This is a genomic window from Methylomonas sp. EFPC3, assembly GCF_029643245.1.
In the GTDB taxonomy this organism is placed as follows: Bacteria; Pseudomonadota; Gammaproteobacteria; order Methylococcales; family Methylomonadaceae; genus Methylomonas; species Methylomonas koyamae_B.
The window spans coordinates 1,632,738-1,651,369 of sequence record NZ_CP116398.1; the positions used below are offsets into that span (position 1 = coordinate 1,632,738).

Consider the following 18,632-nt stretch of genomic DNA (forward strand, 5'->3'; position numbering starts at 1 on the left):
TTTTCAAGGATTCTCCGGACCGGCAGCACTAAGCCGCGGGGAAACTCAAAACCGCCTTTACACCACCGCCCTCGGCGTTGCCGACCTTGATTTCGCCGCCGTGCAACACGGCCACTTCGCGGACGAAGGCCAGGCCCAGACCGGTGCTTTTGCGGCCGGTATCCGGCCTCGGCAGCGAGTAAAAACGTTCGAACAGGCGCGGCAAGGCATAGTCGGGGATGCCCGGACCGTGGTCGCGGATACACAAGTGCGCGCGCTGGTTTTCGCTGCGGCCATCGATTTCGATCAGCGAGCCGGCCGGGGCGAAGGCGATGGCGTTATCCAGCAGATTGGACAAGGCTTGGCGCAACAGGAATTCCTCACCTACCACCGGCAACTCGCCGGCACACTCGAAAGCGACGCCGAGCTGCCGCTGCGCCAGCGGCGCGGCTTTTTCGGCGGCGACGGCTTGCGCCAACACGGCCAAATCCAGCAGCTTGGGCTCGGCCAACTGCTGGCGCTGCTCCAACGCCGCCAAGCCCAACAGGCGTTCGATCAATTGGTCCAGCCGTTCCGCCTGCTCGCGGGCGTTGCCGGCAAAGCGGCGGCGCTCGGCGTCGGGCAACGGGTCTTCCAGCAATTCCGCCGCACCGCGAATTGCCGCCAGCGGGCTCTTCATTTCGTGGGTCAGGGTTTGCACGTAGCGTTCGACGTATTGCTTGCCTTCCAACTCGCGGCGCATGGTTTCCAGGGTTTGGGCCAAGGTCGCCAATTCCACGCTATGCAATTTCGGCGGCGTGGCCTTGCCGCCGGAGGTCACGGCGCGGGCGTAAGCCACCAACAAATCGATTGCCCGGGTCAAACGCCAGTTGAACACCGCGCCGAACAACAGCGCGCCGCCGAACAACCACAGCGCACCGCGCTGTACCGCGGCCTTGCCGGCTTCGACGATGGGTTGCAGCAACGCGGTCGGATAAGCCACCGTAACGACACCGATCAATTTTTCGCCGTCGCGCACCGGCGCCGCCACATGCATGGTCGAACTGCGCTTATCGTCCGGGTCCGATTGACTGGAACGGGCGCCGTAGCGGCCTTGCAAGGTCAGATAAACGTCGTTCCAGCGCGCGTAATTTTCGCCGAGCGCGCTGCCGGCCGAATCGAAGCGGACGATGCCGGCGGCGTCGGTGACGTACACCCGATAATCGAGACTTTGTTTCGGAAAGCCGAATATGGTCGCCGACACCGGCCGCTTGCTGTAGCGCCGCACCGCGTCGGCGAATTGGCCGTCGGCAATCGCCCCCCTGCCAGTTCGGGTGCCGCGAGTTCGGCCAGCAGGTTGGCGGTGTCGACCAGACTGGCTTCCAGGGCCATGCGCACGCCGGGGCTAATTTGCTTGACCACCAGCAGCAACACCAACTGCCCGGTGACCGCGACCAGCAGGAAATAACCCAAAAACAGCCGCACCGACAACTTCATCGGCTTTCCAGGCTGTAGCCCAGGCCGCGATGGGTACGGATCGGATCGGCGTCGGCGATGGCGCGCAGTTTGGCGCGCAAGGTTTTGATATGGGTATCGACGGTGCGATCGAACACGTCACCCGGATCGCGCCAGACCCGTTCCAGCAGTTGCTCGCGCGAAAAAATCCGCGTCGGGTGCTCGATCAGCAGTTTCAATAACAAATATTCGTAACGAGTCAGCTCCAGCAAGCGGCCGTAATAACGGATGCGCCCGGCCTGACCGTCCAACTCGAAATCGGCGGTGCCCGGCTGGATCGGGGCCGGCTGCATCCGGCGCAGGATGGCGCCGACCCGCGCGGCCACTTCGCGCGGGCTGAACGGCTTGGTCACGTAGTCGTCGGCGCCGATTTCCAGGCCGACGATGCGGTCGATCTCGTCGCCGTGCGCAGTCAGAAACATCACCGGTATTTGCGAAAACCGGCGCAATTGCCGGCACAACTCGAAGCCGGAGCCGTCCGGCAAACCGACATCCAGGATCGCCAGCGCAAACGACTCGGCTTGCAAGCGGGCCAAGCCGGTTTGCAGCAAATCGGCATGCTCGGGCTGATAACCGTTTTGGCGCAGCGCGTAAATCAAGGTATCGGCAATTGCCGCTTCGTCCTCGACGATCAAAATCCGCTGCGGCCCAATCGACTCGGCCATCAGTAACTCATGCAGGCGGCATTCAGTACCCCGGCCGCCAACGAAAAACCGGCCAATACCACCGCCGGACCGATTTCGTCGCCGGCGATGCGTTCGCATAAATCGGCGAAAGCCAGACGCACGCCGACGAACACCAAGGTTTGGACGAAAAAGGCGACGCCGGCCCAGATCAGCATGTCGGTAAAGGAAACGCTGTTGGCGATCGCTCCGGCCAAGGCCAGCGCAAACCCGAGCACGGCGCCGGTGAAGGCCAGCGCCGGCGCGGTTTTGCCGGCGCGGATCAATTTGAACTCGGCATACGGCGTGATCTGCAAATAGCAAAAACCGAACAGCGCGCTGAGCGCGACGGCCGCCAGAAAATGCAAAACAAAGCCGTTGGCTGCGGCCGCTAACTCGGCTAAATCGATGGTGGGCATAATCAGTCCTCGACGAAAAAATGCGGTACGAACCGGCTATTGTTGCCGGTGATTTCGGTTTTGTCCTCGCGAATGCCGATACCGGCCGGCTGGCCGGCGACGACCCAGGAACCGATCACCGGATAGTTGCCGGCGAACTCGGGCAGCGGCGTATAACGCTGGTAGATATAGCCGTCGTCGCCGTACAGGCCGGCGGATTCGACGACGCTGCTGCCGCGGCGAATTTCGATGTTGGCGCCTTCGCGCGAATACAGCGGCTTGCGTACAAAGTCGCCGAGCATGGGCTTATCGGCGAAGCTGGCCGGCAGCAAGTTGGGATGGCCTTCGAACAATTCCCACAAGATCGGCAGAATGCCTTTGTTGCTGAGGATTTGCTTCCAGGCCGGCTCCAGCAGGCTCGGATTGGCTTTGGGCAGATAAGGCCCAAATTCCTCGCGCAGCAGCCATTCCCAGGGGTACAGTTTGAATAGACTCCGAATCGGCCGATCCTGCAAATCGACGAATTGTTGCGCGGCCGCCTGCCAGCCGATGTCTTCGATCGCCAGCCAATGCGGGCGAATGCCGGCCTGCAACGCGGTGTCCATCAAATAGGCGACATTGCCGGCATCCTCGTCGCTGTGGGCGACGCCGGCAAAATAGACCTCGGCGTGGCTGTGCCGATAGCCTTGCCAGAAGGCGATCAGTTTCTCGTGGATGGAATTGAACTGGTCGGCCTGCGGGTAACAATCGCTCAGCCAGAACCATTGCACGACGGCCGCTTCCGGCAACGCGGTCGGCGTGTCGGCATTGTATTCCAGCAATTTCGGCGGCCCGCTGCCGTCCCAGGCCAGATCGAAGCGGCCGAACAAACTCGGGTCGCCGCGTTCCCAGGATGCGGCCAGATAGGGCGCGGCCCAACGCGGAATCCGCAGCCGCTCGAACCAATCGCGACGGATCACTTGTTCGACGGCGTGCAAACACAGACTATGCAGTTCAGCGGTGGCGTCGTCCAGCACGTCGATCTGGCTGCGGCTGAAACGGTAGCAGGCCGATTCGTCCCAATAGACGGCGCCGTCTATGGTATGGAAATTCATGCCGACCGCTTCCAGCCGTTGCCGCCAGTCGGCGCGCGCTTGCCGCTCCAGGCGCTGCATCTCAGCCGCCGAAAAAGCCGTGCGAACCGCCGAACGAGCCGAAACCGCCGCGGCGGGTGCCGCTGTGGCCGTCGTCGCTGCCGCCGCGGTAACTGGAACCGGAACCGCCGCCGTGGCTGCCGCTATGGCTGTTGTCGCATTCGACCGGATTACCGTTGGCGTCGGTGCAATCCTGCCGAATTTTAAAATCGCCGGGCTGGCCGGCGTAACCGGCCAAGGACAGGCTGCCGAGCAAAGCCAGCGAGACCTGCAGCGAGCGGCGCGGAATCGGCGGCACGCTTTGACCTTCCGGGGCCACTTGCAACAACTGCTCCCAATCCGACAGCCGCGGATAGAAATCGCGATGGTAAACGCCGCCGACCAACAACAGCATGTAAAAATCCAGTTTGTTGCCGGTTAACAGGCACAGCGGCAAACCCAACCAGGCTACGCCGTTCGCCAGCAAGGCCGAGCGTAAGGCCTGGTTTTGGCCGCGTTGCACGCGCTGGTTGTAATTGCGCTCGGCCAGCGGCAGCCGGGCTTGCAGACGCAACAGCGGATAGGCGACCAACGCTAGCGCGACGAACACCACCCGAATCGGCCAGATCAACGCCGCCGGTGCATAACCGTTGAAGATCGGGTAATGCCAGGACAGGTAAGTGGCACAGACGACGTACACCAACAGGTACAAGATGGTGAGGATGGTAATGAAACGAAAGCTGGCCACCGCCTTTTCGAATTCGACGCAAGCCGCGCTATTGCTGCTCGGCGCCCGCATAAAATCGCCGATCCGGTAAATATTGCGGCGGTAGGAATCCAGCCACAGTCGGTGCTCTTCCGACAAACACCAACCCACCACCGAAACAGATTCGCGAGTATTTTTTTCGGTACCGTGAAAAAAATGCAGAGATTCGACGCCCTCTTGTCTGTTAATTTTTAGTGCGAGAGCACGGGTCGGAATGGCCGATTCGCCGAACCAACTAAGCTTGACGATTTTGTCCGGATAGAACGTAACCGAGCGAGTGCCCAGAGTCCCGGCAAACTCTCGAAAAATATACGCGCCGAACACTACAACAGTAACTTCAAACAAATAGAAGTTACTGCTCACACCCGCCCAAACGAACACTGAGGCACCCGGCAAGCCCAAACACAAGACCAACAGCTTTTTCCAGAACAGGTAGGTAACAGTCAGTTTTTTATTTAAAGACGGCGGCATGGCTGGCGAGGGTTAATAAAGTCGGGTAAGCATAGTCGCGAGATCGCAATTTGTCCGCTATCCGCCTCCCGACACAGGCGCTGCGCCTGCACAGGCCCAATGTCGTTAAGTCAAGGATTGTAGGAGCGGGCCCTGCCCGCGATCAAACGGCTTCGGTCGCAGGCATCGCCTGCTCCTACAGGATGTGAACCAGCCGTTTTGTTCCTTAACTTAACGGCATTGTGCTCAGGCCTGCGGCAAACCGCCGCGCAACAGGGCCTCGAAATCGGTGATCGGCATCGGCTTGCCGAACAAATAACCTTGAAACGCATCGCAACCGTGCTGCTCCAGAAAGGAACGCTGCGCACCGGTTTCGACCCCCTCGGCAATCACATCCATCCCCAGATTTTTCGCCATCGCGATGATGGTTTGCACGATCACGGTATCGTCGGGGTTTTCTAAAATGTCCCGGATAAAACTCTGGTCGATTTTCAATTGCGCAATCGGCAGCTTGCGCAGATTCGACAAGGACGAATTGCCGGTACCGAAATCGTCCATCGCAAAGCAGACGCCGAAATTGCGTAGCGCATGCATTTTGACGATGGTGTCGTCGATGTCGTCCAATACCAAACTTTCAGTCAATTCCAATTTCAAATGACCGGGTTTGATTGCCGCATCCCTAACGATACGCACCACCTTGCCGACAAAATCGGCCTGGCGAAATTGTCTGGGGCTGACATTCACCGCCAATTGCAAATGCCGGGTATTGGGATTGGCTTCCCAGCGTTTTAACTGCCGGCATGCCGTTTCCAACACCCATTGGCCGATCGGGGTAATCAAACCGATTTCCTCCGCCAACGGGATGAAATCCTTCGGCGGAATCAAGCCGGATTCCGGATGCAGACAACGAATCAGCACTTCGGCGCCGGATACCTCATGGTTTTTGCCGACCTGGGGTTGGTAATGCAGCAGAAACCGGTTTTCGGCCAAGGCCCGGTGTAACTCGGCTTCCAATCGCATTCTGGCGTTAATATTGGCCTGCATTTGCGGATCGAAAAAGCGCACGGTGTTTTTGCCGGCCTTCTTGGCTTGGTACATCGCAATATCGGCCTGCTTCAACAAGGCCTCGATATCGAATTCGTGGTCGCGGAATAATACGGCGCCGATGCTGGGCGAGTTTCTGTATTCGTGTTCTTTCAACAAATAGGGCTTGGTCAGCCTTACCAGAATCTTGTTGGCAACGATCTCGGTTTGCGCCGAAGCATCGAGTTTGTCGTCACCCAGTTCGCTCAACATCACCACAAACTCGTCGCCGCCGAGACGGGCCACCGTATCGCCCTCGCGCACGCAACCCGACAAGCGCCGGCCGACTTGTTGCAGGAGCAGATCGCCCATATCGTGGCCCAGGGTGTCGTTCAACATCTTGAAATTATCCAGATCGATAAACAACAACGCCCCCGGCCGGCCGCTGCGAGAACTGATCGCCAAACAGTGCTTCAAGCGGTCTTGCAATAACCGCCGATTCGGTAAGCCGGTTAAGGCGTCGTAGAACGCCAAACGTTCGATTTCTTCGGAGGCGGCTTTCAACTGGCTGATGTCGATGAAGCTGGCGACATAGTTTTTTAGATTGCCCTCCTGGTCCGTGACCGCGGAGATGGCCAAATGGATCGGGAACAAACGGCCGTCGATGGACCGGAGAATCGTTTCCCCTTCCCAGGCCCCATCGGCCTCGACCGCATCCCACATCGCGGCGTAATCGCTAATTCGCTGTATATCCAGTTGCAAATCGCGCGGATTCTTACCGACCACGAATTCCGCCGGGTAGCCGGTAATCCGGGAAAATGCCCGGTTCACCCGCAAGATATTGTGCGCGGAGTCCAGCACCAAAATGCCTTCCTGCGACTCGAACGCCGTCGCCGCGATTCGCAGCTCCGCATCCAGCAAACGCTGCGCCTTCAAGGCCTGGTCCAGCCGGCTTTTTTGGGCCAGCCCCTCGGGCAGCGTTATCGCCAGCATATTCGCCACGCCCAACTCCACATGAGTCCACGGCGCACTGCGGCCGCGCCATAACTCGCTCCAAACTTCGAAAGACTTGCGCGGCGTCAACCGATAACCGCCGGCCTCGTCCGCTACCAGACCTTTTTCGGCATGACCGGCCCAGTTCACCGTGCGCGGCTTTTCCACCCGAAACCAGACAATCCCGTTTCGGACACCTGCGGACAACGGGGTGCACAGTACGCCGGAGGCAATATCCCGATAGTTCATCGCCGGCGGAAAATGTTGCTCCAGATGGTCGCAACTGAACGAGCTGGTGCCGCACTTGCCGCTCAACCATTGCAACAGGCCGTCCAGTTGTTCGGAATCGGGCGTCAGGCCGTGGCAATGGCGCTTGCCTTCGACCAAGGCAACGACGCCGTCGGCATGCAACAACTGCATCAGTTCCGGCAGCAAGCGTTGCAAAATCGTCTCTTCCTGACTGGTAAAGATGTAGTTCAGCAGCTCGCCGATCAAGTGGTTAGCGCTCGTGACATGACGGTGCTGTTCTACCGCTTCGATGCCCGAAAGCTTGGCCGAGGTCATCCGGCTGATAAAGGTCACGGCCTCGCGTTCGGCCAGCGACACCTGCTTCGGCGCGTGGTGATGGCAGGCAATCAGTCCCCACAGCCGGCCATTTTGCATGATCGATACCACCATGGAGGCGCTTACGCCGATATTGCGCAGGTATTGGATATGAATCGGCGACAAGCAACGCAGAGCGGAATAAGTCATATCCAGCGGTTCGGCCGCCAAGGGATTCAGCGCCGGTAGCAACGGCACCGGGTCCGCCTCGATATCCGCGACGACGCGCACCAGATTCAGCGTGTACAAACGCCGCGCCTGAGCGGGTATATCACTGGCCGGAAAATGCAAACCCAAATAGGAAGGTGCGGTTTCGATCCGGCTTTGGCTGATCACTTCGCCGTTCCATTCGGAATCGAAGCGGTAAACCATCACACTATCGTAGCCGCACAGCGTCCGCACCAGGATCGCCACCTGATCGAAATAGCGTAAGTATTCGCGGTCGGTATCGATATGCAACAGGACGTCCTGCATCTGCAACAACAATTCCGCCAAGCGGGTTTCTTTGTGATCGGTCTGATCCGCCATCAATTCGACGGCAAAACCACCGTTGCTCAGATAGACATGCGCCTGTAGCTCCCTCGAGGCCCCGGCCACGACCATGCTGAGTTTGCCGGCCGCGGTGTCGCGGCCAAGTGCGACCTCGGTCAATGCCTGCAATTGCTCCGCCGCCCTGGCGCCGCCTAAATCGGCAAATGTCAGACCCAATGCCTGTTCGGCAGACACCTCGAAAATCTGGTCCAGATTCACGCTGGCTTGGACGATTTGCAGCGCCGACGCCGGATCGAGCACCAACAGCACACCGTGCGGCTGAATCCGGCCGATCTGGTGGATGGGCTCGGAAGCACACTTCTGCAATGCCTGCTCCAGTTGCTCGCGGGTAATGTTAGTCATGGTTGCCACTCCCGCTCCCGAACTCCGCCACTACCGCGAGATCGAACTGTTGTTGAAAAAAAGCGAATATCCGTTTGGCGGCAAGCTGCGCCGCTGTGACTTGTGCGGTGTCGGCGGCAATCGATTCGGCAAAATCGATAAAGCCGCGCCACATGCTTGTGGTGGCGGCGCCGTAACCGGCATAAAAACGGGCGCCGGCATCGGCCGATAGCCCCAAATTTTGACCGAGACACTTGGCAATCATTTGGCCGCCCAACGTGGACCCTTCGACCACGTAAAGCGCGCCGACGTAGTCGCCAATGCTGTCAATTTGCGGAAGCGGCAAATCGGCGGGTTTCAGCAAGGCCGAGTCAATCCCGAAGTGATCTAAATCGGCTTGCAACCACGACAGTTTGACCCTGGCCACATAATCCAAACCGGCAAGTTGACGCTTGGAAAATGCGGCGAGGCCAGGCTCCAAACCGGCGTAAGTCCGAAATAATGCCTGCAGTAACAATTGGTATGTGGCTAAAGCATAGTCCGGTCTAACCAATCCCGCCAATAAAGCATGCCGGTTTAGCTGGTCGTGTTGCATCCCGGTCGCATCGCGCAGCAAAGCACGTACGCCACCCTGGTCGTTGGAACCTGATTGCGGATTGGTTACGTTCATTTCCGAGCATGCCTAGTGCTAAGTGCGTAAGAGTTATCCTACAAATATACCATTCATTTCCAACCCTTCCAGGGTGATCCGCAGACATTAAACGCTACCGTATAGCGCCAGACCGAAGCGGCGCCGTCAGCCGCGGTTATGCAACAAGCCGGGATTGCCGCCGATCGCGGCGGTGTTGATACTGACGGTTTGCTCGACCGCAAACCGCAATAGGTAATTCGGCCCGCCAGCCTTCGGCCCGGTGCCGGACAAACCCATCCCGCCGAACGGCTGCACCCCGACGACCGCCCCGATCATATTGCGATTGATGTACAAATTGCCGACTCTGGCGTGCCGCGCCACGTATTGCATCGTCGATTCCAGCCGGGTATGCAGCCCCAAGGTCAGGCCGTAACCGCTGGCGTTGATGGCGTCGACCACCTGCTCCAACTCGCCGCTGCGGTAACTGACAATGTGTAGAATCGGCCCGAACACCTCTCGCTCCAGCACGGAGAGGCTTGGAATCCGCACCAAGGTCGGCGGAAAAAAATAGCCGGCCGCACACTGTTCAGGCAGCGGCACCTGGAACAGCACTCTGCCGACCTCCGCCAGGTATTGCATGTGTCGATGCAATGCAGCCAGGGCGGCAGCGTCGATGATCGGGCCGATGTCGGTCTCGAACTCCCACGGCGAACCCAGCCGTAACAAGCGCATCGCGCCGATCAAACGTTCACTCACCGCCTCACAGGTTTCCTCCGGCAGAAACAACACCCGCAACGCGGAACAGCGCTGGCCGGCACTATTGAAGGCCGATTGCACCGCGTCGCGCACCAGTTGTTCGGTATGCGCGGAACTGTCCGCCAGCATCGCGTTGAGTCCGCCGGTTTCGGCGATCAGCGTCGCAATCGGCCCCGGCCACCGGCTCAATTGGCGGTTAATCAGACTGGCGGTTTCTACCGACCCGGTAAAGGCAACGCCGGCCACGCGCCGGTCACTTAGTAGCTGGCGGCCGATGCCCTCGCCGTCGCCCGGCAGCAACTGCAACACCGGCTTCGGCACGCCGGCCCGGTGCAATAGCCTGACCGCAGCCATGGCCGTCAACGCAGTTTGTTCGGCCGGTTTGGCGATCACGCTATTGCCGGCCAGCAAGGCCGCGGCAACTTGGCCGACGAAAATCGCCAGCGGAAAATTCCACGGGCTGATACAAACGAATACGCCGCGGCCGCGGTAACCGAGCCTATTGTCCTCGCCGGTCGGGCCCGGCAGCGGCTGCGCCTGGCCGAACAAGGCTAAGGCATTGGCGGCATAGTAGCGGCACAAATCGACCGCCTCGCGCAATTCGGCCAAGGCATCGCTCAAGGTGCGGCCACCCTCGCGGATGCATAATGCCAGCAATTCGCTGCGGTGGCGCTCGAATAAATCGGCCGCCGTTTGCAGGCAAGCGGCGCGTTCGACCACGGGATGTGAGCACCACCGCTTGAATGCCGGCTCGGCGCTGGCCAATGCCGCGTCGATCTCGGCCGCGCTACTGGCCAATACTTGGCCGACCACTGCGCCCCGATCGAACGGGCTGTAAACCGGCTGGCCGCTACCGCTTATCCGCTTGCCGTCGACCAGCGGACAAGCCTGCCAGACAGTTGCGGTGTATCGGTCCAGTTCGCTGCGCAGATGCTGAAGTACGGATGGATCGCTCAAATTGGTACCGGCGGAGTTGCGCCGCTGCGGGGCAAACAGGTCCGGCGGCGCTACCAAATTCGGACCGGCCGCGACCTGCAAAAGCTCGGCCGGATCGATGGCCAATTGCGCGGCCGGAATCTGCGGATTCTCGATCTGATTGACGAACGAACTGTTGGCGCCGTTCTCCAACAAACGCCGGACCAGATAAGGTAACAAGTCGCGATGGGCCCCGACCGGGGCGTAAACCCGGCAGGCCAATTCCGGCCCGGATTGTGCGAGCAGCGTGTCGTACAGCGCTTCGCCCATGCCGTGCAGGCGTTGAAATTCATAGCCGGGATGCGCGGCGCCGGCCAAGGCCCGAATCGCCGCCACGCTGTGAGCATTATGGGTGGCAAACTGGCCGAAAAAACAATCCGGCCGCGCCAAAATCGCCTGGGCGCAAGCCAGATAGGACAAATCGGTCGCCGCTTTACGGGTGAACACCGGGTAATCGTTCCAGCCGGCCTCTTGGGCGCGTTTGATTTCGCTGTCCCAATACGCACCTTTCACCAACCGGATCGGAATCCGGCGCTTGCCGCAAACGGCCAACGCCGCCAGCCATTCGACCAATGCCAATGCCCGCTTTTGGTAGGCCTGTACCGCCAGCCCGAAACCCGACCAACCGACCAATGCCGGGTCGTTAAATACCGCAGCGAAAATGTCCAACGACATTTCCAGACGCTCCGCCTCTTCGGCATCGACCGTCAGACCGATATTCGCCGCCCTGGCCTGCTTGGCCAGATTCAACAGCTTTACGCTGATCGCAGCGACCGCATGGCCTTGCTGCAACACGTCGTAGCGCGGATACAAGGCGGACAATTTGACCGAGATGCCCGGATTGCGCAACAAACTGCCGCCCGCAACAGTTGCCAGCACGGCTATGGCCTCGGCGTAGCCGGCGTAATAGCGCTCGGCGTCGGCGTCCGTCAGCGCCGCCTCGCCGAGCATATCGAACGAATACAGGTATTGCGGACGCTGGCAAGCCCGGTCCAAGGCCGAACCGATATCCTCGGCGATGACGAAATGTTCCGTCAAAATACGCATGGCCTGGGCGACCGCAGCGCGCAGCAAGGGCTCCCCCAGCCGCTCCAGCAGCGCCGCGGCCAGGTTTAACTCGGAATCGGCGCGCTGAATCAAGCGCTCCATGCTGCCGCCAAGTGCCAAACCGCCGCTGGCGAGGTTAATCAGCCAGGAATCGCTGTGTCCCCAATGCCGGCGCCAATCGCCGCCGGCCAGCTTGTCCTGCAAAAACCGGTTTTGGGTGGCCGGGTCCGGGATGCGCAGCAATGCCTCGGCCAAGGCCATCAATTGCAAGCCTTCATTGCTCTGCAAACCGTATTCCTGCAAAAAATCCTGGAACAGATCGGCCGCGCTTTGCCGGTTACGCACCTCGGTAATCAAGCGTTCGGCATCGGCGCTGACCGTCTGCCGGCTGTAATCGGCCACCGCAGCTTGCAGCTCGGCGACCAGTTCGGCCTCCGCAAGCGTGTAAGATCGGCGCATCCGCGCCCTCAGCCCGTCCAGCTCCTGTTCCGCCTGCATCGCCCGCCTCCCGGATTGTTTTGGTCAAATCGATGTCGCCGCACTATGACACTCCCCGCCGGGCCCGATTGTCAATCGGCTGATAAGGCCGACCCGGAGCGGCTTGTTGGATCGAACCGGGTCTGCTACTTTTGCCCGACACAGCCAATTTAACCAGGAGACGTTATGGCCGGCGGAATCGATTTCACGATGGGGTTTCAAACACGAGGCGCGCCGCGCAAAAGCTCCGGCGACGACGGCTACCGGATCTATATCCTGGGCAATTTCTCCGGCCGTAACGCGCAGCCCTGGCCGCAACGGCCGATTCGAAAAATCGACGTCGATAACTTCGAACAGGTGATGCGGCAAATCGCGCCCAGCATCGCTCTCGGCCCCGATTCGGTTTTGGAATTTACCGCCGTTGAAGATTTCCACCCGGACGCCTGGATCGGCAAAATCAAGCTGTTGGCGGACCTGCAACAATTGCAGCGGGAATTGAACAATCCGCATACGGCCGAAGCAGCGGCCGCCAAAATCCGCGCCTTCTTCCCGGCGACGGCCCAGGCCCCGGCCGCCACCGAAACCGCCGACAAAAGCCAGGCAGACCTGTTGGAACGCCTGCTGGGCAAACGACCCGAAGCCGCGGCGGCCACCGACTCGGTGGAGCAAATGATCCGCGGCATCGTCGCCCCGCACGTGGCAAAGTCGGTTAGCGCCGAACACCAGGCATTGGCGTCGGTGGTGACCGCGACCGTCTCGCAGTTCGTCGCCACGCTGTTGCACAGCGCCGATTTTAAAGGCCTGGAAGCGCTGTGGCTGGCGTTGCGCGATCTGCTAAACGAAGACCATGCCGAACGGCAGCAACTGTTTCTATTGGATATCGGCCAGGACGAATTGGCGCAAGCGGCCCAAACCGAACCGGAGATCCTGAAACAAAAGCTGACGGCGCATCTGCAGACAGCCGACGGCGAACAACCGCTACTGTTACTGGGCAATTACCAATTCAACGCCGACAGCCAGGACCGCGCGGCGCTGCGTTATTGCAGCGAACTGGCCGCACATTGCCACGGCAGTTTTCTGGCCGGTGCCGGACACGAACTGGCGGCGGCCCTACTCGACCCGGATTCCGCGCCGAGCCAACAATGGCCGGAGATCTGCCGGGCGGTCGGCGGCGAACGCTTGATCCTGGCCTATCCCGGCGTACTGCAACGCCTGCCTTACGGCGCCAAGCGCGACCCGCTGCAAAGCCTGGATTTTGAAGAATGCGTGCTGCCGCCCGATCCGACGGAACTACTGTGGAGCAACCCGGCCTTTCTCGCCGCCCGCTTCCTGATCAGAGCCGAACACGCCACCGACGAACACACCGGCTTTTTCGGCGACGTACCGGCGTTCAGTTACCCGCTGGAAGGCGAAAGCGTGCTGCAAGCGGCGACCGAAACGGTATTAACCGAAAAACAGGCCCACCAACTCTGGGACCGCGGCCTGATGCCGGTCGTCAGTTTCCGCCAGCGGCGGGGCGTGAAATTATTGGATGCGGCGGCGTTGGTTTGACGCCGGCTGAACAGGGCTCGAAGCCCGTCGCAATATCCAACGGGTAGAACGAATCCCATAATCTTTAGGCCAGACCTGCGCTTTAAAGCCTGCCGGACCGATTCAAAATTTTGGCAATTCGACGGTAGGCAACCTAACCTTGGGCACCTTGCCGGGACTCGGCGGCGTTAATTCCAAAATGATTTTGCAGCCCAAAAGTTTTACCCGCGACTTGGGGCAAACCATGCCCGACGGACATTGAATAATCTGGTAACTGACACGTTTGAGGAAATCGGCGCGAGTCAAACTAGCGCTGCTCCAACCACAGTATCGGGCCAGATAAGCGTTATTCCAACTGGTTGCGGTTGCCCGTAGTTTGACCTGCCCGGCCGCCGCGCTACGTAAAATATCCAGCCAGCTTTCGAGTAAATGGTTTTGATAAGTTTGATTCATCTCGACCGGAGCCCACAAAATGCCGGCACCGGATTCGTCACCAAAGCGTGGCGCCCATAGATGAGCCAACTCCCACTGATCGCTAAAACCGAGTTCATAACGTTGAAAATAATCGGTACGGCCCTGCAGGTTTTTCCGTTTAATAGGCGACTTAAGCCAACCAACAATTTCGAAAACATTACCCTCGCTTTCGGCAGCGCTGGCGTATTTTGCGACACTGATAATGCCACCGGTGCCGGCCGTTTTACGCTCGGCGTGGAGCAGATTACCTGTAAATTCGATCATAGCGACTAATCTCAAAATGCCATTTCAATTTGAATTAAAGTTTAGCGCAATATCACTTCAAATGACATACCGGAATATCCGGTGAAAGCTCACACCCCGCCCGGAATTCACAACCGGGTAAATCAAGTTAAACACTAGCCATATTCGCCCTTTTACCAATCGATTGAGCGAAACGTCTACTTGTTAAATTGGACAGAAATCGATGGGAATTTTTATGAGTTTGAGTAATCGAAAACAATACAGCGCCCGTTAGCCATTACGATTATGGCCTTGCTAACGGAGCATACGCTGGTAGAATCAGATTTGTAAGTTAAGCACATCAATATCAAAAATTATCAAACAACACTACAATTTTAATAAAATATAAAAGGTAGGAAAACATGAAAACAATAAACGCCATTTTATTATTGGGAGGATCAATATTATTAACCTCCTGCGCCGGCATTAAAAAAGAAGAGCCTCAAATAAGTGATTCAAAAGCTAACAAATCAGTTCAACAAGTCATAGACGAGTTAGGTTTAGTCTATGTCGAAGAAGGTGCAAACTCGATTATTACCTACGATGAAGTGAATGCCGCGCAACAAGCTTGGTGTGACGCCTTGGTAAAAATAGGAAAATTAAAGGAAGAAGGAGAAGATTATAAGGCGTATGCCGAAAAAGTTCTGTCAGACGCCTACAACTACGATTACGGAAAAGTGTTTTTTAAGCCTACTTTGGCTTTCGGCGACCAAACATTTAGAAATAACAAAAAAGGCGCATTGGCCTATTTTGTTGGTGGCGATCCTGATTACCCTAACGACAAAGGTTTCGCCCTTCAGCCATGGGTCAAAGCTCGATACGATAACGCAGGCAATAATAACGAAGGTATACAGATATACGGCTCTGTCGCCATAACCATGGGTAATGTATGGGTCACCGACAAGACCGGAAAAGAAGTAATGGTAGATAAAACCTGGGTTTTCAAAAAAGGTAAAGACGGTAAACTTAGAATTATTGTCCATAAATCGGCCTTACCTTATTCACCGTAACAACTGATCCATATTATCATCGTGTATTTCAGGGCGTGGCGTTTTCGCGCTAGTAAAACGCCGGATGGTTTCGATGTTTTGGCGGATGGTAGTCATCGCTACCAATCCGCCTTACCGCCTCCGACAGACATTATGCCAATCGCATCAAAATAACCATCCGGCACACAGGTAATTACTTTTCAGCTCGCTGACAAAATAATATTGCATCTCGCCAGTCCAAACCCTTGCCTACCGCTTGTTGGAAACAATCGACGGTGTTTTTTGCGTTATTGGTGCCGGCACATAGATTGATGATATTTTGCCAATCCCAACTGATCCCTTTGCCCCAGTTTACTCTGCCGTCCAACACACTCAGATAGCAGGCGCCGGGTTCGGCGGGCTTGGTAGTCCCGGCACAAAGTTGTTTGATGTTTTTTGGGTCCCAATTCATATTCTTCTCGTCATTCCAAGGTATTTTGCCTTGAACCGAATTGAAGCATTCCGTCTCGTGATCGCTAGCCTGAGCGGATATTGGATTAAAAGACAATGTTATTAAACTAACAGCGACCGCCAATTTTATTAATCGGCATTGGGTAATTGATGTTTTCATGTATCACTCCCGGCAATTCTTAATTATGATGGAAACGTATCAAATAATAACGTCATATTTTCAATGAAAAGCCGCTAAATACTCCGGCTATTTCGTTCTGACTGACGCAATTTAATATTCCATGAAAACAAAATTTGTCGAGTATCTGAAAATTTATTATTACCTGTTTTTTAAACATCCAAAAATATCGGCGCAAACATACAGCCAAGCTCAACCGCTTGACTGATAAACGCTAATTATCACAATCCATTTTGATTCAGCGCATCGTTCCAAAAATAGCGGGCCAAATCATTGCCGGAAAACCGAGCCAGCGAAAACTCTTCAATATCGACCGATATTCGAGATTATGCGACACGTCTGGCTCGTGGTAGCAAATCTCGTCCGGCGAGTTTTTAGCGCTTGCCGACTCATTGCCTTCACGTCGCGGTGAGAAATCAGCGCAAAGCTATGCCTTCCCCCTTGCAGCAACCGTTCCAGCGCTGCCCAATTTTCGCCGCCGATGACGACCGTGTGATAAGACTTGTTCATAATGCCTCCCGCTTGGTCGGCAGATTCATAGCCATTCCTCGGGTGATCATCACGATTTTATGGCGGAAATGCCGCCGTCGACATGCTGGATTTGCCCGGTGATCCAGCGCGCCTTATCCGACAACAAAAACAAAGCCATTTGCGCAATGTCCTCCGCCTCGCCCAGACGTTTCAGGGGATGGCGGCCGGCAGCGGCCTGCCTCTTGGCGTCTTCTTTAAGTAAATTGGCTGCCAACGGCGTGTCGGTCAGCGAGGGCGCTATAGCGTTGACTCGAATTTTCGGCGCCCATTCCGCCGCCAACGCCCGAGTCAACCCTTCAACGGCGCCTTTGACCGCCGACACCGAAGTATGGAAAGGAAAACCGGTTTGTACGGCCACGGAACTGAACAACACCACCGACGCCGCTTCCGCCGCTTGCAGATTTGCCAGATACCGCTGCAGACACCGCACCGCCCCGATCAGATTGAGCTGCATATCGGCGACAAACTCCTCGGGTTGGATGCGGGCAAAAGGTTTCAGGTTGATGCTGCCTGGACAATAAACCAGGCCATTCAGTGGACCGTGGATATCGGGGAGTGGATCGTTCAAGACGTCGCAGCGGTGATGGGCGAAAACATCCGCAACCGTGTCGGCGCGCGATAAGGAATGAACCTCGAAATCCGCCTTCCCCAAGCGGGCAATAGCGGCGCCGATTCCGCTGCTGGCTCCTACAATCAAAACTCTACGCATCGCCACCCCTCGATTGAAGCGTTAATTTCCGTGGAGGTGGGGTACTAGCGATTTGTTGTTGTATGCGCTGTGACAGACTAAGTTTTTGGATCGCTAGTCCCCATGCTCGAAAGGCTACCGCGGCGATTTGCTTAGTCAATTCAATCGGAAAAACCAGGTTGAGAGCTCAGCGCCGCAAAGCCGGAGGCGGGTTCGGCCCCGAACCCGTTGACCATGTGCACTGGATTTGCAGACCTCGACTACCGACGATGGCTTGCGGCAGCCGAATCAAACTCGCCGCGGCAAAACCTGCTCAATCTCCCCATCGGTCAACACGATCGGATTAGTCTGCATGCTGCCGCTGGTTGGCGACGACGTGGGAGAAGTGTGCTGCGGGGATGCCGTAGACGCTTCGGCGGTCAAATGGCAGGGTATCGCGGGCTTGTTGGTCGCCCAGAACCGTAGGACGTTTTCGCGATAGCAAAACCGGGGGGGGCCTGTCGCTACTGCTCCGAATACGCCTTACGGCCTTGAAGCCGGCCGGTACGGGGCACGAGGCTCGTCACAATATCCGATGGATATAACGAATTCCATAATCTGTAGGCCAGAATAAGCCGAACGGCGTTTCTGGCGATTTCAAGCCCGCCGGAAACGCTAACGCTTATTCCGGCCTACTGGGCTTTCGGCAGCCGAATCAAACCCACCGCGGCAAAATCTGCTCAATCTCCCCATCGGTCAACACGATCGGATTAGTCTGCATGCTGCCGCTGGTTGGCGACGACGTGGGAGAAGTCGGCTGCGGCGATGCCTTAGGCGCCGCGGCGGTCCAATGGCAGGGTTTCGCGGGCTTGTTGGTCTCCAGAACCGCAGGACGTTTTCGCGATAGCAAAACCGGGGGGCTGTCGCTACTGCTCCGAATACGCCTTACGGCCTTGAAGCCGGCCGGTACGGGGCACGAGGCTCGTCACAATATCCGATGGATATAACGAATTCCATAATCTGTAGGCCAGAATAAGCCGAACGGCGTTTCTGGCGATTTCAAGCCCGCCGGAAACGCTAACGCTTATTCCGGCCTACTGGGCTTTCGGCATTTCAGATCTCGTTTAAATGCATAACGCCGCAAATAACCGGGTGCAAAAAGCGCGTAGCGGTTTTTGCGGTCCGAGTTAATTTGCATTGTTAAGTGTTTTCTGCACATAACTTCTTAAATGCGTTTTTGCTGCAGTTTCAGGTTTTAGTCCTCTCAGTTCAGAGGTACACTGGCTACCATC

Annotated in this window: 13 protein-coding genes; 2 read left to right on the forward strand and 11 right to left on the reverse strand. The window is 57.4% G+C overall.

Features of this window, described 5'->3' with window-relative positions:
- Positions 1–28 precede the first annotated feature (28 nt).
- From creC to putA, 8 genes are all read right to left on the reverse strand, one after another.
- A complete protein-coding gene (gene creC / locus PL263_RS07400) occupies positions 29–1,222 on the reverse strand; it encodes a two-component system sensor histidine kinase CreC (RefSeq protein WP_278212383.1) in 1,194 nt (397 codons plus the stop codon).
- Between the two features lie 229 nt (positions 1,223–1,451).
- Complete coding sequence (creB, locus tag PL263_RS07405) at positions 1,452–2,138, reverse strand: two-component system response regulator CreB (protein ID WP_278212384.1); 687 nt, start codon at positions 2,136–2,138, stop codon at positions 1,452–1,454.
- Complete coding sequence (locus tag PL263_RS07410) at positions 2,138–2,554, reverse strand: DUF350 domain-containing protein (RefSeq protein WP_278212385.1); 417 nt, start codon at positions 2,552–2,554, stop codon at positions 2,138–2,140. The genes creB and PL263_RS07410 overlap by 1 nt, the downstream gene beginning before the upstream one ends.
- 2 nt (positions 2,555–2,556) lie before the next feature.
- Positions 2,557–3,687 carry a glutathionylspermidine synthase family protein gene (locus PL263_RS07415; RefSeq protein WP_278212386.1) on the reverse strand — a complete coding sequence of 377 codons (1,131 nt, stop codon included), beginning with the start codon at positions 3,685–3,687 and terminating at the stop codon, positions 2,557–2,559.
- Position 3,688: 1 nt separating this feature from the next.
- Complete coding sequence (locus PL263_RS07420; RefSeq protein ID WP_278212387.1) at positions 3,689–4,882, reverse strand: hypothetical protein; 1,194 nt, start codon at positions 4,880–4,882, stop codon at positions 3,689–3,691.
- 225 nt (positions 4,883–5,107) lie between these two features.
- Positions 5,108–8,374, reverse strand: a complete 3,267-nt coding sequence (locus tag PL263_RS07425) for an EAL domain-containing protein (protein WP_278212388.1) — start codon at positions 8,372–8,374, stop codon at positions 5,108–5,110.
- A complete protein-coding gene (locus PL263_RS07430; protein WP_278212389.1) occupies positions 8,367–9,023 on the reverse strand; it encodes a biliverdin-producing heme oxygenase in 657 nt (218 codons plus the stop codon). Before PL263_RS07430 ends, PL263_RS07425 begins: the two co-directional genes overlap by 8 nt.
- A 126-nt stretch (positions 9,024–9,149) precedes the next feature.
- Entirely contained in the window at positions 9,150–12,260 is a 3,111-nt protein-coding gene (gene putA, locus PL263_RS07435) for a bifunctional proline dehydrogenase/L-glutamate gamma-semialdehyde dehydrogenase PutA (RefSeq protein WP_278212390.1), read from the reverse strand.
- 165 nt (positions 12,261–12,425) lie between these two features.
- Between putA and PL263_RS07440 the strand changes: the two genes are divergently transcribed.
- Complete coding sequence (locus PL263_RS07440; RefSeq protein ID WP_278212391.1) at positions 12,426–13,790, forward strand: type VI secretion system contractile sheath large subunit; 1,365 nt, start codon at positions 12,426–12,428, stop codon at positions 13,788–13,790.
- A gap of 102 nt (positions 13,791–13,892) precedes the next feature.
- Here PL263_RS07440 and PL263_RS07445 read toward each other — a convergent pair whose 3' ends face one another.
- Positions 13,893–14,507 (reverse strand): polymorphic toxin type 4 domain-containing protein, encoded by a 615-nt coding sequence (locus tag PL263_RS07445; RefSeq protein WP_278212392.1) that lies wholly within the window; start codon positions 14,505–14,507, stop codon positions 13,893–13,895.
- 380 nt (positions 14,508–14,887) lie between these two features.
- Here PL263_RS07445 and PL263_RS07450 point away from each other — a divergent pair, with 380 nt between their 5' ends.
- Positions 14,888–15,535 carry a hypothetical protein gene (locus PL263_RS07450; protein WP_278212393.1) on the forward strand — a complete coding sequence of 216 codons (648 nt, stop codon included), beginning with the start codon at positions 14,888–14,890 and terminating at the stop codon, positions 15,533–15,535.
- Positions 15,536–15,707: 172 nt separating this feature from the next.
- On the opposite strand, the gene PL263_RS07455 is transcribed toward PL263_RS07450, so the two are convergent.
- Positions 15,708–16,124: a hypothetical protein gene (locus PL263_RS07455; RefSeq protein ID WP_278212394.1), complete on the reverse strand. Its 417-nt coding sequence runs from the start codon at positions 16,122–16,124 to the stop codon at positions 15,708–15,710.
- A gap of 577 nt (positions 16,125–16,701) precedes the next feature.
- On the reverse strand, positions 16,702–17,382 hold the full coding sequence (locus tag PL263_RS07460; RefSeq protein ID WP_278212395.1) for an SDR family oxidoreductase: 681 nt from the start codon (positions 17,380–17,382) through the stop codon (positions 16,702–16,704).
- Positions 17,383–18,632: the final 1,250 nt, after the last annotated feature.